Source organism: Synechococcus sp. MU1643, assembly GCF_020514095.1.
GTDB lineage: Bacteria > Cyanobacteriota > Cyanobacteriia > PCC-6307 > Cyanobiaceae > Parasynechococcus.
This window is the reverse complement of sequence record NZ_VTKY01000003.1, coordinates 58,289-75,474: the sequence shown is the minus strand read 5'-3', so window position 1 is coordinate 75,474 and position 17,186 is coordinate 58,289. Positions and strand designations below refer to the sequence as shown.

Genomic DNA, 17,186 nt, shown 5'->3' with positions numbered 1-17,186 from the left:
TCAGTTCAGGCCAAGAAGTTGGCGCAATTGAGGTGCCAAAGCCCGTGCTGCTTTGCCGCGACTGCCCAGTCGGCTGAGTTGTGCCGGGTTTAGTTCGCCGTACGTGCAACGGGCTTCACGCACCCAGAGCAAGGATTCAAAGCCGCCACCTGGGTAGGCCGGTGCGTTGAGGAGCTCACCCCAGCAAATGCCCTCTGCCGCCGCTCGGCAAGTGCCTGTGGGGTCGCACAGCACCATCGTGCTGCGGAAGCAGGCGCTGCGGTACAGGGACGCGCCCAACTCCGAAAGAATTCTCTGAATTTTTGCGTCGTTGCCTTCGGCGTACCTGGCGGAGAACAGTCCAGGTGCGCATTGAAGTGAGTCGACTTCAAGTCCTGAATCGTCTGCCAACGCCCAACCGTTGGTTCGCAGTGCTGCCGCAGAGGCCTTCAGCTCGGCGTTTTCACGGTAGGTGCTGCCCGTTTCCTCGACGTCTAGATCGTCGGGTTGACGCCGAACGTTAATTGGGAGTGGGCCCAGCATGGCCTCGATTTCAGCAACCTTTGTGGGGTTGCCCGTGGCAATGGTGAGCTGAAACGCCAAGGAAGGCTGGCAAATGAGGGCCTCCATTGTGCGGGCTGATTGGGGGTAGGACTTAAAAATCTCTGAATTCGACCCTGCGACACGCATTTGGGTTGAACATTCCACCCCTCAGCAATGCTTAGGGAAGCGTGACGCACTGTGAACCTATGGAGCTTCATCGCACTCGACAACGACTTGTGCGGATGTGATCACAGGAACCACCACAGCAGACCGGAACAGTGAGGCACTGGGTGATAAGCCTGGCTTATTTGGTTCACTATGGACAGTGATCGAGAAAGTGGCCCCAATCGCTTGACGGGAAGGGTTCTGGCAAAGCAATGTCCCCAGCGAACATTCCACCTCATTTCCCGGTAGGCAATGGCTAACGAAACCATGGGCATCGCCCTCGGCATGATCGAGACCCGCGGTCTGGTCCCCGCCATCGAGGCAGCTGATGCCATGACCAAGGCTGCCGAAGTGCGCCTGATTGGTCGCGAGTTTGTCGGTGGCGGTTACGTCACCGTTCTGGTGCGCGGCGAAACCGGTGCTGTGAACGCTGCTGTGCGCGCTGGCGCTGATGCTTGCGAGCGCGTCGGTGACGGCCTGGTTGCTGCTCACATCATTGCCCGCCCCCACCGCGAAGTGGAGCCTGCACTGGGCAACGGCAACTTCCTTGGTCAGAAGGACTGAGATCTTCCGCTGAGCTTCTGACGAGGCACGCGAACGTCTCACCCTCTTCACCGACCTAACGGAGATTTCCTATGAGCAAGAAGTACGACGCTGGGGTCAAGGAGTACAGGGATACCTACTGGACTCCTGATTACGTCCCCCTCGACACCGACCTGCTGGCCTGCTTCAAGTGCACCGGCCAAGAAGGTGTGCCCAAGGAAGAAGTTGCCGCTGCTGTGGCTGCTGAATCCTCCACCGGCACCTGGTCCACTGTGTGGTCTGAGCTCCTCACCGATCTCGACTTCTACAAGGGCCGTTGCTACCGCATCGAAGACGTCCCTGGTGACAAGGATTCTTTCTATGCCTTCATCGCCTACCCCCTCGACCTGTTCGAAGAGGGTTCCATCACCAACGTTCTGACCTCACTGGTCGGCAACGTGTTCGGTTTCAAGGCTCTCCGCCACCTCCGTCTGGAAGACATCCGCTTCCCGATGGCGTTCATCAAGAGCTGCTACGGCCCGCCGAACGGCATCCAGGTCGAGCGCGACCGGATGAACAAGTACGGCCGTCCCCTGCTGGGTTGCACCATCAAGCCGAAGCTCGGCCTGAGCGGTAAGAACTACGGCCGTGTTGTCTATGAGTGCCTGCGTGGCGGTCTGGACTTCACCAAGGACGACGAAAACATCAACTCCCAGCCCTTCCAGCGTTGGCAGAACCGCTTCGAATTCGTTGCGGAAGCCATCAAGCTGTCCGAGCAGGAGACCGGTGAGCGCAAGGGTCACTACCTCAACGTGACTGCCAACACTCCCGAAGAGATGTATGAGCGCGCTGAGTTCGCTAAGGAACTCGGAATGCCGATCGTCATGCACGACTTCATCACCGGTGGCTTCACAGCCAACACCGGTCTTTCGAAGTGGTGCCGCAAGAACGGCATGCTCTTGCACATTCACCGCGCCATGCACGCGGTGATTGACCGTCATCCCAAGCACGGCATCCACTTCCGCGTTCTCGCCAAGTGTCTGCGTCTGTCCGGTGGTGACCAGCTCCACACTGGCACCGTGGTCGGCAAGCTGGAAGGTGATCGTCAGACCACCCTCGGCTACATCGACCAGCTGCGCGAATCCTTCGTGCCCGAAGACCGCAGCCGCGGCAACTTCTTCGATCAGGACTGGGGTTCCATGCCTGGCGTGTTCGCCGTTGCTTCCGGCGGTATCCACGTGTGGCACATGCCTGCACTGGTCGCCATTTTCGGTGACGACTCCGTGCTGCAGTTCGGTGGTGGTACCCACGGTCACCCCTGGGGCTCCGCTGCAGGTGCTGCTGCCAACCGTGTGGCCCTCGAGGCCTGCGTCAAGGCACGCAATGCCGGTCGCGAGATCGAGAAAGAAAGCCGGGACATCCTCATGGAAGCCGGTAAGCACAGCCCTGAGCTGGCCATCGCTCTCGAGACCTGGAAGGAGATCAAGTTCGAGTTCGACACCGTCGACAAGCTCGACGTTCAGAACTGATCGTTTTTTCGGCCGGTTGATGTAACCGGCCAACCCTTTTTCTTAAACCCAGGATCCCCATGCCTTTCCAGAGCACCGTGGGTGACTATCAAACAGTCGCCACCCTGGAGACCTTCGGCTTCCTCCCGCCGATGACCCAGGACGAGATCTACGACCAGATCGCGTACATCATTGCCCAGGGTTGGAGCCCGCTCGTTGAGCACGTCCATCCCAGCAACTCCATGGCCACCTATTGGTCTTATTGGAAGCTCCCCTTCTTCGGTGAGAAGGATCTGAACGTTGTCGTCAGTGAACTCGAGGCTTGCCACCGCGCATACCCCGACCACCACGTGCGCATCGTCGGTTACGACGCTTACACCCAGAGCCAGGGTGCATGCTTCGTGGTCTTCGAAGGACGCTGATCCTTCGGACCCATGGTTCTGAGCCCTGACCTGATCAGGGCTCCAGCTTTTTCCGGAGGGGCAAGTGCCCTTCCACCTCACGACGACTCCCTCGGGCGGACATGGCAAGACTCTCCAGTCGCGAACTCGCACTAGAACGCCGTAAGGCGCTGACCACTTCCGGTAAGAAGTCCTCAGCTGCAGCTGGTACTGGCGCCAACCGTGTTCGCACCGTTGATGACGCCCGTCCCACCCGCACGAATGCGGCTGCAGTTGCAGAACCTGCTTCCGCACCTGTTGTTCCCGCTGCTGTAGCTCCGCAGCGAACGACTTCATTCACCGCTGCTCCTTCCAGGCGCAGTTCACAGGTCAAGCCGCATCGCGATGCAAGCCGCGATCTGGTGCTTGCTCGTCGCGAAGCCCTGTCCCGTCGCGGCAAAACCGCAGACACCAGCCGCGATCGCAACCGCGCTGATGTTGCCCGTCAGACCAAGGCTGCTGCTCCTGCAGCGGCACCTGCTGAAACCACCAAGAGTTGTGGCTGCGGTGGCAAGCGTGCTGCCGAGAAGACCGCACTGACCTCATTGAGTGCCGCGGCCCCCAAGCTTTCCGTTCGCACGGAACGTCGTGCAGCGGCCCCTAAGCGTCGCGCTATCGAGAATCCCAGTCGCGCCCTGGTTTTGGCCCGCCGCGATGCCATGGCCAAGCATGGCAAAACCGCAGGCAAGCAGTCCACCAGTGCCGCTGCAGTTGCTCGTCAGGCCAATCCCGATCTCACCAGCCGTGAGCTGGCCCAGCAAGTGCGCGAGCTGCGCACCAAGGCCGGCGCCCGCAACAAGCAAAGCGCTGGTGTGACCCGCCCCACGGGTCCCAACCGCCACGGTGCCAAGCAAGCCGCAGCTGCTGATGCCCATTGGAAAGTTGGTGAAAGCACCACCACGGCTGGCCAGACCGTGACTGGTACTCAGGCCAACCGCTCGGTCAAAACCACTGGCAATGAAGCCAGCACCTGCCGTTCCATCACAGGCACGGAGTACTTGGGTGCTGAAGTCTTCCAGACCTTCTGTCAGACGGCTCCAGCTGCCACCACTCCTGCCAAGGTGCGCGTCACCGCCACCAGCCACGGCAACCGCGTTACAGGTAACGAAGTCGGCCGTTCCGAAAAGGTCACCGGCGATGAGCCTGGCACCTGCAAGAGCGTGACCGGCACCGAATACATCTCAGCCAACCAGTCTGCTGCCTACTGCGGTGGTGGAACGACTTCCCCTCGCAAGGTGGGTCACAGCCTCACCGAACAGGGTCGTCCCGTTAGTGGTGTCATGGTTGGCCGCTCCGCCAGCGTCACTGGTGATGAGGCCGGCGCTAATCGCAGCCTTACTGGCGACCAATACCTCGGTTCTGACCCCCTTCCCGAAGGCCGTCCGGCAGCCAAGGTTGGTATGTCAGGCACCCTTTCGGGTACGGGCGTCACTGGAACTTTGGTGGGTCGCTCCTCCCAGGTCACCGGTAATGAATTCGGCTCCTGCCACCGTGTTACCGGTGATCAATACATCAGTGCTGAGCAGGTCAATTCCTTTTGCGGCGGCAGGCCTGAGCCTGAAGCTGCCAAGGTCGGTTTCAGTGTCACCAACCGAAACCAGGTGGTGAGCGGAACCCGCACCGGCCGCTCGGAGCACGTCACAGGTGACGAGCCCGGCAGCTGCCAGGCCGTAACAGGAACTCCTTATGCAGGCCTCGAGCAGGCCGGCCAACACTGCGGCACTCCCGCCGTCAAAGCCATTCGTGAGCGCACTCCTGTTCGTGTCGGCACCCCTTCAGCTGCCATGACGGGCATCCAACCCGGTGTGGGTGGTGTGATGACCGGCGACAAGCGCGGTGCTTGTGAAGCAGTCACTGGCACTCCTTATGTGGGTGCTGACCAGTTGGCTGCTGCCTGCGGTGCTGATGCACCTGCCGGCACCGATTCCCACGGTCAATCCCCTGAGGGTGCTGCCTGGACCCGCTTCAGCGTGGTGTCACCAGCCCGCGCTGCTCAGCAGCAACGTGAGGCCAATTCCGGCGTGACCGGTACGTCTTACGAGGATGGGAATCGCATCACCGGCCCTTTTGACATGGCTGGCGGCAAGGTGACCGGTACCGAGCAGTTTCGCTTCGATAACCGCGAGTTCCAGAACCGTCAGCAGCAGCGCCAGTTTCAGCCCACTGTGGCTGTGGTCAGCGAGCCCTCTGAAAAGCCAGCATCTCGGGTGACCGGCGAGGGTTCCTCCACCAAGATCACTGGCGATGACTGGGATCGTGGGGAGCATGTCACCGGCACTGAGGGTGCTTCGGCCCGCCGTCGTAACCCCAGCCGTCCTGGCCCGATGAGCGCCATGTCTTCCTTCGAGCGCAAGCGCAACGAGGAAACCGAATGGCCTGTGAGCCGCGTGACCGGCTCCAGCGGTAACACCGAGAAAGGCTCCTTGATCACCGTCTCCGGCGGCGCACGGGGCTGATTCACTGATGGTTCGCTCCAAGCCTCTCCGTGGCGGGCGACCTCAGGCCCCCTCGGCACCCACTCGACGCCAGCTTCAGCAGCTGGCCACAACGTCTGATTTCGCTCAGACCGCATCTGAGGTGGAGTCTTCCACCCGCAAAGCCGCTCTGGAAAGGCGCCGTGCCCTCACCACATCGGGTAAGGCCGCTCAACTGGGTGGCGGCTCAGTGAGCGGTGGTCGTATTCGCTCCAGCAACGACGTCAAGCGACCCGCTCCTTCACAGCCGGGCTGGGTACGACGTGAGAAGGCAGCCACCCGGGCGGTTCCTTTCAATCTGAGCCGCAGCTCTCTGCCGATCACCCATCGGCGCCATCCCTTGACGGATGCAGCGGCGAACGCTCGTCTTCAGGCCTACGAGTTGGAGATCAAGGGACGTTTTGATCGGATCGTTCCCCTGCTCCAACAGGTCTCAGCGCTTCAGCACGAAACCGATTTCATCCCCCAAGCCCAGCGGTTGTGCCGGGCCGAACTGGGCTTTGATTTGCCGGATTACATCCTGCAGCGGGCCTGGGTTCGCCCCCTCGACATGCGCGCCCTGTTCGCCTGGTGTGTCTTTGAAAGCCACCGGATGTTTAGTGATCGCTTTTTTCAGGACGACCCACTGGATGCCGGCACGGGCAGTGCTGCCTCCAGAGAGTTCGAACAGTTTTTGCTCGACTGCGGGATCCATCTGCTCGACCTGACGCCCTGTGCCGATGGTCGCTTGGCCCACACCGTGGCCTACGGCCTGCGTATTCCCTTCAGCGCTGTGCGTCGCCGTTCCCACGCTGGTGCCATGTTCGACGTGGAGAACACGGTGAACCGCTGGGTCAAAACCGAGCATCGTCGCTACCGCGAAGGTTCACCCAATCCCTCCACGGAACCGACCCGTTACCTGAAGGTGGTGACCTACCACTTCAGTTCCCTCGATCCTTCCCACCAGGGCTGCGCTGCCCATGGCAGCAATGACGAACTGGCGGCAGCGGCAAGTCATCAGCGCCTGCTCGATTTTCGTGAGTCGGTGGAAAACAGCTTCTGCTGCGGTGCCTCCGTTGATCTTCTGCTGATCGGCCTCGACACCGACACCGACGCGATCCGGGTGCACCCCCCAAGTCGTGACAGCGAAATGGTGCTCGACCGTTGGCTCTGCGCCAGGGAACTGCATGCCGCAACAGCATCGATGAGTGCCGATCAAGCGATGGCACAGGTTGCTGAAGCTGTTGAGAGCGCGGCTCCTGGCCCCATGGATGCCGGCATGGTTTCGTTCCTGACCCGGTTGCTCGCCAATAACTTCTCCCAGATCGATTACGTGCAGGATCTGCACGGTGGCACTTACCCCGATGCCGGACACGCAGAGCGTTTCATTGGCGTTGGCATCGGCTTCAAAGAGGTGCATCTGCGCAACCTCACGTATTTCGCTCACCTCGACACCGTCGAGGAGGGCGCCCCTGATCTCGATGTGGGCGTGAAAATATTCAAGGGTCTGAATGTGTCCCGGGATCTGCCGATTCCGGTTGTGGTGCGTTTCGACTATTCCGGCCGGGTGCCCGGTGCTCGGGAACGGGCCATTGCTGATTGCCAACGGGTCAACCAGGCCATCGCCGATCGCTATGCAGCCCTCGTTCATGAGGGTCTGCTCCACACTTGTCTCACCATTCGCGACCGCAACCAGACGGCTCCGGCCGAGGTCGTCGGTTCCACCCTCGACCCGCAACTTCCGGAGGCTCACTGATCATGCTCATCGTCAAGGTCGTCAAGCCGCTCGTTTCCACCAACCGGATCCCCGATTTCGAGCACAAGCACCTACAGGTGGTGCTCGATGGCAGCACCAAGAAGGTGGCTGTCGATGCGGTGGGTGCGAAACCTGGTGACTGGGTGATCTGCGTCAGCAGCTCGGCCGCTCGTGAAGCCGCCGGCAGCAAGTCCTATCCCAGTGACCTCACCATTGTGGGGATCATTGACCACTGGGAACCCGACCCTCCGAAGATCTCCGCTCCCTCTCCATCCCCCAGCCCCAGCAAACCCGCAGGAGGCAAAGCCAGCTGATGGAAATCATGCAGGTGATGGGAACGCTGGTCTGCTCCTACCGGGTTGCCGGTTTGGATCACATGCACCTGCGCATTCTCAAGAACAACAAGGGCAAGAAGTTGGTTGCCGTTGACCCCGTGGGTGCCCGTGAGGGCAACTGGGTGTTCACCGCCAGCGGTTCAGCTGCCCGGCATGCATGCCCTGACAACACCGTTCTCACCGATCTCACCATCGGTGGAATCATCGATTTCTGGAATCCGGACGGATAGGGATCATTCACTTCCCTCCGCCGTTTCCGTTCCGCTTCCACACCTTCCAACCCATGGCCACTCCTTCCCCCACTCCCCGTCGTCGCACCACCCGCAGCACCGCTGCAGCAAACAAGACCGTGGATGTGAAGCCTGTGGCCAGCACCCCTGCTCCCGCGTCAACTCCCGCTAAGGCAGCTCCTGCTTCAACCACCCGTCGCGCGTCCACAACAACGCGTCGCAGCAGCGCCTCCAACACAGGATCCGGCGGCGGATCAGCTGTGGCCAAACCCTCTGCAACCCCTTCCCCCATCGTTCCCGGTGTGGCCCTGGGGATGATCGAAACCCGCGGCATGGTTCCCGCCATCGAGGCAGCCGATGCGATGACCAAGGCTGCGGAAGTCACCCTGATCTGCCGTGAATATGTTGGTGGTGGCTACGTCACCGTGATGGTGCGTGGTGAAACCGGTGCCGTGAATGCTGCTGTTCGTGCAGGAGCTGATGCCTGCGAGCGTGTGGGTGACGGCCTCGTTGCCGCTCACATCATTGCTCGCCCCCACAACGAAGTGGAACCAGTGTTGGCCGGCAGCGGCGCAGCCCGCCGTAGCTGAAGGACAAAAAGCCACCTCATTGCCGTTCACAAAGAGCACCTTGCTGATGACCGGCTCTTAGATTCGCCGGCCATCTAGCGACAAGCTCGATCATCATTCCGCTCGCTGTTTTGACTCCGGAGCTTTCGCTACCTCAGCAGACCGCCTGGTTGATCCCGCTTTACGGGTTCATCGGGATGTTGGTCTCTTTGCCGTGGGCCTGTGGCTGGTTCAGGCGTGATGCGCATCGACCGGCGGCGTATCTCAATATTTTTCTGACCCTGGTGGCCTTCGTTCACGGAAGCCTGATCCTGCAGGAGGTGTACCAATCAGGGCCAGTGGATCTGGCATTCCCTTGGCTCACTGTGGCCGATCTGGAGCTGGATATCAGCTTCAGTCTTTCGCTCACCAATTTGGTAGCCCTGGAACTGATCACGGGCCTCAGCTTGCTGTCCCAGGTTTATTCCCTGGGATACATGGACAAGGAGTGGGCGTTGGCCCGCTTCTTTGCACTGCTCGGATTTTTTGAGGGGGCGATGAGCGGCGTTGTGCTCAGCGACTCCCTGTTCCAGAGCTATTTCTTGCTGGAAATGCTGACCCTCTCCACCTATCTGCTGGTGGGTTTCTGGTATGCCCAACCCCTGGTGGTGACCGCAGCCCGGGATGCCTTCCTCACCAAGCGCGTTGGTGATGTGTTGCTGCTGATGGGTGTGGTGGCGCTCTGCAGCTATTCCGGAGTGATGGGGTTCAACGACCTCTATGCCTGGGCCGCCCAGGACACCCTCTCTCCTTTGGCCGCGACGCTGTTGGGTTTGGGCCTGGTTGCCGGCCCGACGGGCAAATGTGCCCAGTTCCCCATGCACCTCTGGCTGGACGAAGCGATGGAGGGCCCGAATCCCGCCTCGATTCTCCGCAATTCGGTTGTGGTGACCTGCGGCGCGATTGTGCTGTTGAAGGTGATGCCGATCCTGCAGCTCTCTCCCATTGCTATCGGCGTGATGCTCGTGATCGGCAGCATCAGTGCGATCGGCGGCTCCCTGGTGGCCCTGGCCCAAGTCGACATCAAACGCACGCTGTCGTACTCCACGACGGCTCATATGGGGCTGGTCTTCATCGCTATCGCGCTGCAGATCCCAGTGCTGGCCCTGTTGCTCCTGTTCACCCATGCCGTCTCCAAGGCTCTGCTGTCGATGAGCATTGGTGGGGTTATTGCTTCCACCAACTGCCAGGACATCACCGAGCTGGGTGGCCTGGGCAGCCGGATGCCTGCCACCACCACAGCCTTCCTGGTGGGGGGTGCCGGCCTGGTCGGGTTCCTTCCTCTGGGTGGTTTCCTGGCGCTTGCTCAGTCGATCGAGTTGCTGAGCGTGCGCTCGGTCCCCTTCATGGCCGTTTTCCTGCTCACCAATGCCCTTACAGCCGTTGGGTTGGTGCGGGTGTTCCGCCATGTGTTCATGGGCAATGCATTGATCAAGTCCCGCCGGTCTGCGGAGGTGAACTGGCAGATGGCCCTGCCGATGGTGGCGCTCACCGTGATAGTGCTGATCACTCCGCTCCTTTTGGTGCGGCTTGAATCCCTCGATGGTTTGTTGGCCTTCCCCCTCTGGGCAGCAGCTCTGGTGGTGGGAAGCGGACTGCTGGGCCTTCTGGCCGGCGCCGTGCTCCCTTTAAGCAAGGCATGGTCCCGCTCGCTGAATCCTGTGCTGCGCTGGTGGCAGGACCTGCTGGCCTACGACTTCTACACCGAGCGCTTTTATCGCCTCACGATCGTCAACGTGGTGGCTGGCTTCTCTCGCCTTGCCTCCTGGTTCGACCGAAATGTGGTGGATGGTCTTCTCAATGGGGTGGCTCGCTTCTCACTGGCCAGTGCCGACAGCCTCAAGCTCAGCGTCAGCGGCCAGAGCCAGTCCTACGTGTTGACGGTGCTCCTGGCCATCGTTCTCTTCCTCACCGCGGTGAGTTGGTTCCTCACCTGATCGCCCCGAGATGCTTCTTTCCCTCCTGCTTCTGATTCCCTTCCTGGGGGCTCTGGCTCTGATCCTCTGGCCGGGATCCCCGTCCAGTGCACGCCTGCGTGATGTCTCCATCGTGCTGCTGGTGATCCAGTGCCTGGCGAGCTTTGCCCTGCTGTTGCCCTTCGATGCAGCCGATGCTGGTTTGCAGTTGGTGGAACAGGCCCGCTGGGTGCGTGCCATCGGGCTTGATTACGCATTGGCCCTGGATGGTCTGTCGCTACCGCTGGTGCTGATGAACGGAGTGCTCTGCCTCGTGGCGGCCATTGCGTCGCGCACGATCGAGAACCGACCCCGGGTTTACTTCGCCCTGCTGCTTGTGATTTCCGGAGCGGTGAATGGGGCCTTCCTGGCCCAGAACCTGCTGCTCTTCTTCTTGTTCTACGAACTGGAACTCATCCCCCTCTGGTTGTTGATCGCCGTTTGGGGCGGTGCCAACCGTGCTTACGCCGCCACCAAGTTCCTCATCGTGACGGCCGTTTCAGGCGTTCTGATTCTCGGCGCGTTCCTCGGCATTGCTTTTGTCACTGGAACCATGGACTTCAGCCTGCGGCCGATCCTGGCTGGTGAATTGGGGATGACCACCCAGCTGGTGCTTATGGGCGCTCTGCTGATCGGCTTCGGCATCAAGATTCCCCTCTTCCCTTTCCACACCTGGCTGCCGGATGCCCACACCGAGGCTTCCACACCAGTGTCGGTTCTTTTGGCCGGCGTGTTGCTCAAGCTGGGCACCTATGGCCTGCTTCGCTTCTGCCTTGGCTTGTTTCCCGATGCCTGGCAGGTGGCTGCTCCCTGGTTGGCCGGCTGGGCAGCGATCTCGGTGCTCTACGGATCCCTGGCGGCGATTGCCCAGAGCGACATGAAGCGCATGGTGGCCTACAGCTCTGTAGGACACATGGGCTATGTGCTGCTGGCCGCCGCCGCCGCCACGCCCCTTGGGTTGATGGGAGCCCTCTTCCAGATGGTTAGCCATGGCCTGATCTCCGGAGTGCTCTTCCTGGTGGTGGGTGTCGTTTACGCCCAGACCGGCACCCGCGACCTCAACGTGTTGCGTGGCCTGCTCAATCCCCAGCGCGGCCTGCCGCTGACTGGATCTTTGATGATCATCGGCGTGATGGCCAGTGCCGGAATTCCTGGCATGGCCGGCTTCATTTCCGAATTCCTGATTTTCCGCGGCAGCCTCCAGCCCTTTCCCCTGGCCACGCTGCTTTCGATGGTGGGATCGGGCCTGACGGCGGTGTATTTCCTGCTGTTGGTCAACCGCGCCTTCTTTGGTCGCCTGGCGATCGCCCCTGGCGAGGTGGTGAATCCCCGTATCCTCGATCGCGTGGAGCTGCGGGAGCAGGCTCCGGCCATCGCCCTCAGCCTCGGTGTGCTGGTGCTTGGCCTCGCTCCGGAGCTGCTCTCGAACCTCAGTGAGGCAGCCACCACGGGCCTCAGCCTGATCACCGGAGATATGTCATGACCCCGACCGCGACCCCCGTGCACCCCCCGGTTCTGCCGAATCAGGAGGAGCTGATCCGTCGTCTGCTCAGCGATACTCCGCTGCTCAAGGACACCCCCGACCATCTGTTGCAGGTGGTGAATGTGCTCGAGAGCTATGGCCTGGTTCTGGATGCATACAGCAAGAACCTTGTGGATCAGGGCGAGCAGCAGATGCTCAATCCCTTCCCGGTGTTCCGCTTTTTCCATGAGGGGTTCAGCCTCAAGCGCTTCTGGACCCACCTCATGGGGGATCGGATCAACTTCGAGTACGCCGAGTACTGCCAGAAGGCGATGTTCTGGCATGGCACCGGCGGGCTCGATGCTTATCTCGATACTCCTGAATTTGCAGAGGCCTGCCAGCGGATCATCAAGTGCAAGTCGGCGCGCGACCCTCTGCTGGCCCTGAACAACCGCCTCTATCCCGACTTCGCCCCCGAGGCCATCCGTTCACTCACCACCATTTATTGCCTCGGTCTGTTCTGGCGGGTCATGAGTGACATCTTTGTCGACCTAGCCCGTCGTTACGCGATCAAAGAAGTCACCTGCGTGAACGATGTGGTGCATCACATCCGTGATGGCTTGGTAGCGGCGGCGGGAAGCCCGATTGAATACAAGGTGTCTATCGGTGGTGAAGAGATCTGGGTCCTCCCCCCCGAGGCGGGTCTCACCTTCCTTGTGGATGTGGCGGTGCCCTACGTGGAGGCTGTCTTTTTCCGCGGCATGCCTTTCCTGGGAACGGTGTCGTACAACGCCCAAGCCCGGCAGATCTCACCGGACATTAGTGATTTCAAGTACGGCGCCCTTTACGCCGATCCGATTCCCAGCATGGGTGCGGGGATTCCCCCCAGCCTCTGCATGCAGGACATGTACCGCCACCTACCCGAAGAACTAAGCCTTTGGTACGAAAACAATGGCCGTGGACAGACCGATGTGCACGTTCAGATCTGCGTCAGCTTCCAGAAGTCGATGTTCTGCGTCACCAATGCCGCCATCGCCGGCACGATGCCTCATCCGCTGGATTCCGATGATCCTGAGCAGCAGGCCGCCAATCGGGCCTACGCTGAGGCTTGGTCTGGGCGCCTGATGGGCTGTCAGCGGGTGGCGCTCCTCTAAGTTTTCAGCAGGTTCAGGCTGAACGGGGGCTCTGATGAATCAGTGGCAGGAGCGGAAACGACCCGTATGCCTCGAGTGTCGTTTCGAGTTCGACAGCTACGACGCCACCCGCGATTTTCTCGACAAGCTTGGCGAGCACAGCGAGGCGACCCAGCGCTTTCCTGACATCAGCTTCGGGCGCACCTACGTGAACATCACGATCCGCCCGGAGGATGACGGCCCGGAGGCCCAGCTGAGCGAAGCCGATCGCGCCTTCACAGCAGAGATCGATGCCCTCCTCGGTTGATCTGGCTTCTGCCTACGCCGATTCCGGTTTGGCTGAGGTGTTGGACCAACTGGACCGTGAACTGATCGGCTTGGCGCCGGTGAAGACGCGGATTCGTGAGATCGCTGCCCTGCTGCTGGTGGATCAGGCACGGCAGCAGCTGGAGTTGCCCAGCACCGCGCCCAGTTTGCATATGTCGTTCACCGGCCATCCCGGTACCGGTAAGACCACCGTGGCGCAGCGGATGTCGCAAATCCTGCATCGCCTGGGCTACCTGCGCAAAGGCCATGTGGTGACGGCCACCCGCGACGATCTCGTAGGTCAGTACGTGGGGCACACCGCCCCAAAAACCAAGGAGATGCTCAAGCGCGCCCAGGGGGGTGTGCTGTTCATCGATGAGGCCTACTACCTCTACAAACCAGACAACGAACGCGATTACGGCGCCGAAGCCATTGAGATTCTCCTGCAAGAGATGGAGAGCCGGCGCAGCGACGTGGTGGTGATCTTCGCGGGCTATAGGGATCGGATGGAGACCTTCTACAGCTCCAATCCAGGCCTGTCCTCAAGGGTGGCTCACCATCTCGATTTCCCCGACTACAGCAACGACGAGTTGATGGCGATCGCAGGCCTGCTCCTGGAGGCACAGCACTACCAGTTCAGTGCCAAGGCCGAGACAGCTTTTTTTGAGTACGTCTCGCGCCGGCGTCAGCTGCCTTTCTTCGCGAATGCGCGCTCGGTTCGCAATGCCTTGGACCGGGCCCGTCTGCGCCAGGCCAACCGGTTGTTTTCGCGCATGGGGGAAGCCCTCACCAAGCAGGACCTCACCACCCTTGAGGAGGGAGATATCCGGGCCAGCCGTGTGTTCAAGGGCGAAGTGGAGGGCCACCATCCAGCTCAGAACGGCACCTGATCAGGTGCGCCATGCCGAGGCCCATCAGCAGGCCGGCTGTGCCGTGGCCCTTCAGGAGGGCAACCCCGAGAACAAGAACTGCCAAGGGTGCAGGAAGCACGCAGCGGTACAACGCACCTGTGAGGGAGCCGCACCAGCTGCCAAGGCTGCCCAGCTCCGGCAGCAGCAGGTGGAGTCCCATCCCAAGTGCGCAGGCGACCAGGAACAAGGGAAAGAACACCCCTCCGCGCCAGCCGGTTTCCAGGCAAAGGCCCAGCATCAGCAGTTTTACGATCGCGGAGAGGAGTAGGACCCAGGCCTCACTTGAGTTCTGGCCCTCCAGCAGGGGCCGCAGCTGGTCTTCCCCTGCAAAGGGAACCAACGGTAACCAGTGCATACAGGCGCCCAACAGCAGACCGGTCAGCAGCGGCCACCAGGGCCATCGGGCCAGGAGTTGGCGCTGCTCTAGCCAGCCTCGCCACTGCAGCAACAGCCAGCCCAAGCCGCAACCAATCACTCCCCCCAACAGGCCTGCGCTGAGGGTGCCGAGATCTTCCCCCAGGCTGTTGGGCCAGGTGTATTGGAGCCGTTGCAGCGATCCACCGCTGGCGGTTCCCAAGCCATTGAAGGCGGCAAACCCGGCAACACCGCCGAGGCTGCCAGGCAACCAGCGGTCGAGGAATGTCTGCCTGCCGCTGTTTGGGTGAGAGCCCCCGCTAACCACAGCCCCCCCCAGTAAAGGAGCTCCGAAAAAGGCGAGGCTCCCTGCCACTGTTGCCTGCTGAAGCTTTTGGTCACGACCACGCCAAATCCTTTGGCTGATCAGTGCGGCCATGCGGCTCATTAGGGCTTCCGGTCCGACGGCACCTCCACCGATCTGGGCCAAGGTCGCTCCAAGAAGACCACGGCCTTCATCGCGCTTCGGAGCCTGATCCGGATGATTCAGATCGTTCAGGGTCTCCCGGAGCTCAGGCAGCAATGTGGTGGGGCAGGGGCGATGCAGCAGCGAAAGGATCAAACCGCTGCCGCCGCAGATCAGCAGCGACCAGCCCAGGGGAAGGCCGCGATCCAAGCCCTCGAGCACTGGGTCTCCCCAGAGCAGCTGGATCAAGCCGCCGATCGAACCCATCACAACAGCCACGCCGGCGCCGCTCAAGGCGCCGGTGAGCAGGGCTATCAGGCTGAGGCGAAGGGGAGTCACCAGTGCGGGTCGGTTGCGATTTCAACGGTGAGTTTCGCTGATTTCGACGCCGGAATGGTGCTGATGCAGGCACGCACCGTTTTGCCGTTCACGTCGATCTCGCAGGCCCCGCAGCTGCCCCCAAGGCAACCGGTGGAAATGCTGATGCCCGCTCCACTGGCGGCCACCAACCAGTCCTGGCCAATGGTTTCGTGGGTTGTGCTCCCATCGGGCCAGCGCACAGGAATCGAAGTCATGGCTGGAGCAACGGAGCGAGGTTCACATGTTGCTCGAAGGCATCTGCCAGGCGATCGAGCAATAGATCACGGTGGGCGCTGTGGTTCTTGGGATCGTTGGCTAACGGTTGCAGCCCCCGTTGATCGCGAAGCCTGTTGAGCCAGGCCCGTCGCCATGGGCCGTTGTCCAGCAAGCCGTGCAGGTAAGTGCCCACCACGCTCGACCCCTTAGGGCCGGGAGCCCACCAACCCAAACCAGGGTCGCTGCTTAGGGGCTGAAGACCGGGATCCGGGGTGGTTGTTCCGAAGTGAAGTTCAAATCCGCTCAGCGGCGTCTCCATCGGCCAGAGGCCATCGACGCTGCGCTGGCTCAACCGTTTTGTGCCGCTGAAGGTGGTCTCCAGGGGCAGGAGTCCCAAGCCGTTCTGGGCCCCCCTCTGATCCGTGCCCTCCAGTTCCTCCGGATCGCTCAAGCTTCTGCCGAGCATCTGCATTCCGCCGCAGATGCCCAGGACGGATCCCCCAGCGCGGGCGTAGGTCCGGAGTTGATCGGCCAGTCCACAGCTGTTCAATGCCTCCAGATCTCGCAGCGTCTGTTTGCTTCCCGGAAGAATCACGGCATCCGGCTCGCCCAGGGGTTCTCCGGGTTGAATCCAGCGCAGCCTAAGGCTGGCTTCGGCTTCGAGCGGATCGAGATCGGAAAAGTTGCTCAAGGAGGGCAACCGCAGCACTGCGATCTCCAGATCGGTGGCTCCCCGGGTGGGTTTGCGTTCCAGCAGATCGAGGGAATCTTCTGGTGGAAACAGCTCGTTCAACCAGGGCATCACTCCCAACACCGGGACACCGGTGTTGGCTTCCAGCCAGCGGCGACCCTCGTCAAACAGTTCCCGCCGGCCGCGGAAGCGGTTGATCAGGATGCCTTTGATCAGCGGGCGTTCCACCGGGCGCAGCAAAGCGAGCGTCCCAACGATCTGGGCAAAGACGCCGCCGCGCTCAATGTCGGCCACCAACAGGCAGTTGGCCCGCAGGTACTGGGCCAGGCGCAGGTTGGTGAGGTCGCGGCGTTGCAGGTTCACTTCCACAGGGCTTCCCGCCCCCTCCAGCACGAGCCGGCCTTGGGGCCATTGCTGCTGGAGCTGCATAAGCCCAGTGCGGATCGCCTGCCAACCCGGGCGGAACCAGTCGCGGTAGTAGTGCTCGGCGCGGGCGATTCCCACGCTTTGGCCCCCATGGATCACCTCGCTGGTGCTGTCTCCCCGGGGCTTCAGCAGCACGGGATTCATGGCGCAGCAGGGTTCAAGACCCGCCGCCCACGCCTGCATGGCCTGGGAGTAGGCCATCTCGCCGCCGTCAACATCAACCCAGGCGTTGTTGCTCATGTTCTGGCCCTTAAAGGGCAGCGCCTGTTCTCCCCGGCGTTGGAGCACCCGGCACAATGCCGCCGTCATTAGTGATTTGCCGGCACCGCTCGAGGTGCCCAGCACCATCAGGGGGCGCGGCGTGTTG

Annotated in this window: 17 protein-coding genes; 13 read left to right on the top strand and 4 right to left on the bottom strand. The window is 61.5% G+C overall.

What is annotated here, in order from left to right; all coding sequences use genetic code 11:
- Nucleotides 1–609, bottom strand: coding sequence for a non-canonical purine NTP pyrophosphatase (locus FZX09_RS06510; RefSeq protein ID WP_226401309.1), 609 nt, complete (start codon nt 607–609; stop codon nt 1–3).
- A gap of 330 nt (nt 610–939) precedes the next feature.
- Between FZX09_RS06510 and FZX09_RS06505 the strand changes: the two genes are divergently transcribed.
- From FZX09_RS06505 to cbbX, 13 genes are all read left to right on the top strand, one after another.
- Nucleotides 940–1,251, top strand: a complete 312-nt coding sequence (locus FZX09_RS06505; RefSeq protein WP_006169870.1) for a BMC domain-containing protein — start codon at nt 940–942, stop codon at nt 1,249–1,251.
- A 71-nt stretch (nt 1,252–1,322) separates the two neighbouring features.
- The gene (locus FZX09_RS06500; RefSeq protein ID WP_006851798.1) at nt 1,323–2,738 is read left to right on the top strand and encodes a form I ribulose bisphosphate carboxylase large subunit; all 1,416 of its coding nucleotides are present in this window, start codon (nt 1,323–1,325) and stop codon (nt 2,736–2,738) included.
- A gap of 59 nt (nt 2,739–2,797) precedes the next feature.
- Nucleotides 2,798–3,139, top strand: coding sequence for a ribulose bisphosphate carboxylase small subunit (locus tag FZX09_RS06495; protein WP_006043651.1), 342 nt, complete (start codon nt 2,798–2,800; stop codon nt 3,137–3,139).
- Between the two features lie 101 nt (nt 3,140–3,240).
- Complete coding sequence (locus FZX09_RS06490; RefSeq protein WP_226401308.1) at nt 3,241–5,613, top strand: CsoS2 family carboxysome shell protein; 2,373 nt, start codon at nt 3,241–3,243, stop codon at nt 5,611–5,613.
- Nucleotides 5,614–5,620: 7 nt separating this feature from the next.
- A complete protein-coding gene (locus FZX09_RS06485) occupies nt 5,621–7,366 on the top strand; it encodes a carboxysome shell carbonic anhydrase (RefSeq protein ID WP_226401306.1) in 1,746 nt (581 codons plus the stop codon).
- A gap of 2 nt (nt 7,367–7,368) precedes the next feature.
- Nucleotides 7,369–7,680, top strand: a complete 312-nt coding sequence (locus tag FZX09_RS06480) for a carboxysome peptide A (RefSeq protein WP_226401304.1) — start codon at nt 7,369–7,371, stop codon at nt 7,678–7,680.
- Nucleotides 7,680–7,931 carry a carboxysome peptide B gene (locus tag FZX09_RS06475; protein ID WP_011363752.1) on the top strand — a complete coding sequence of 84 codons (252 nt, stop codon included), beginning with the start codon at nt 7,680–7,682 and terminating at the stop codon, nt 7,929–7,931. The genes FZX09_RS06480 and FZX09_RS06475 overlap by 1 nt, the downstream gene beginning before the upstream one ends.
- Nucleotides 7,932–7,984: 53 nt before the next feature.
- Complete coding sequence (locus tag FZX09_RS11950) at nt 7,985–8,521, top strand: BMC domain-containing protein (protein ID WP_304623281.1); 537 nt, start codon at nt 7,985–7,987, stop codon at nt 8,519–8,521.
- Nucleotides 8,522–8,631: 110 nt separating this feature from the next.
- Complete coding sequence (locus tag FZX09_RS06460) at nt 8,632–10,476, top strand: NAD(P)H-quinone oxidoreductase subunit F (protein WP_226401292.1); 1,845 nt, start codon at nt 8,632–8,634, stop codon at nt 10,474–10,476.
- A 10-nt stretch (nt 10,477–10,486) separates the two neighbouring features.
- Nucleotides 10,487–11,977: an NADH-quinone oxidoreductase subunit M gene (locus FZX09_RS06455; protein WP_226401290.1), complete on the top strand. Its 1,491-nt coding sequence runs from the start codon at nt 10,487–10,489 to the stop codon at nt 11,975–11,977.
- Entirely contained in the window at nt 11,974–13,110 is a 1,137-nt protein-coding gene (locus FZX09_RS06450) for a CO2 hydration protein (protein WP_226401288.1), read from the top strand. The genes FZX09_RS06455 and FZX09_RS06450 overlap by 4 nt, the downstream gene beginning before the upstream one ends.
- A 34-nt stretch (nt 13,111–13,144) precedes the next feature.
- Nucleotides 13,145–13,396, top strand: coding sequence for a 4a-hydroxytetrahydrobiopterin dehydratase (locus tag FZX09_RS06445; protein WP_226401286.1), 252 nt, complete (start codon nt 13,145–13,147; stop codon nt 13,394–13,396).
- A complete protein-coding gene (cbbX, locus tag FZX09_RS06440; RefSeq protein WP_226401284.1) occupies nt 13,380–14,285 on the top strand; it encodes a CbbX protein in 906 nt (301 codons plus the stop codon). Before FZX09_RS06445 ends, cbbX begins: the two co-directional genes overlap by 17 nt.
- Here cbbX and FZX09_RS06435 read toward each other — a convergent pair.
- Genes FZX09_RS06435 through FZX09_RS06425 form a run of 3 tightly spaced genes read right to left on the bottom strand, consistent with a single transcriptional unit; the run spans nt 14,239 to nt 17,167 of the window.
- Complete coding sequence (locus FZX09_RS06435; protein WP_226401282.1) at nt 14,239–15,465, bottom strand: chloride channel protein; 1,227 nt, start codon at nt 15,463–15,465, stop codon at nt 14,239–14,241. The genes cbbX and FZX09_RS06435 overlap by 47 nt on opposite strands.
- On the bottom strand, nt 15,462–15,701 hold the full coding sequence (locus tag FZX09_RS06430; protein WP_226401280.1) for a 2Fe-2S iron-sulfur cluster-binding protein: 240 nt from the start codon (nt 15,699–15,701) through the stop codon (nt 15,462–15,464). The genes FZX09_RS06435 and FZX09_RS06430 overlap by 4 nt, the downstream gene beginning before the upstream one ends.
- Nucleotides 15,698–17,167: a cobyric acid synthase gene (locus tag FZX09_RS06425; RefSeq protein ID WP_226401655.1), complete on the bottom strand. Its 1,470-nt coding sequence runs from the start codon at nt 17,165–17,167 to the stop codon at nt 15,698–15,700. The genes FZX09_RS06430 and FZX09_RS06425 overlap by 4 nt, the downstream gene beginning before the upstream one ends.
- Nucleotides 17,168–17,186 lie beyond the last annotated feature (19 nt).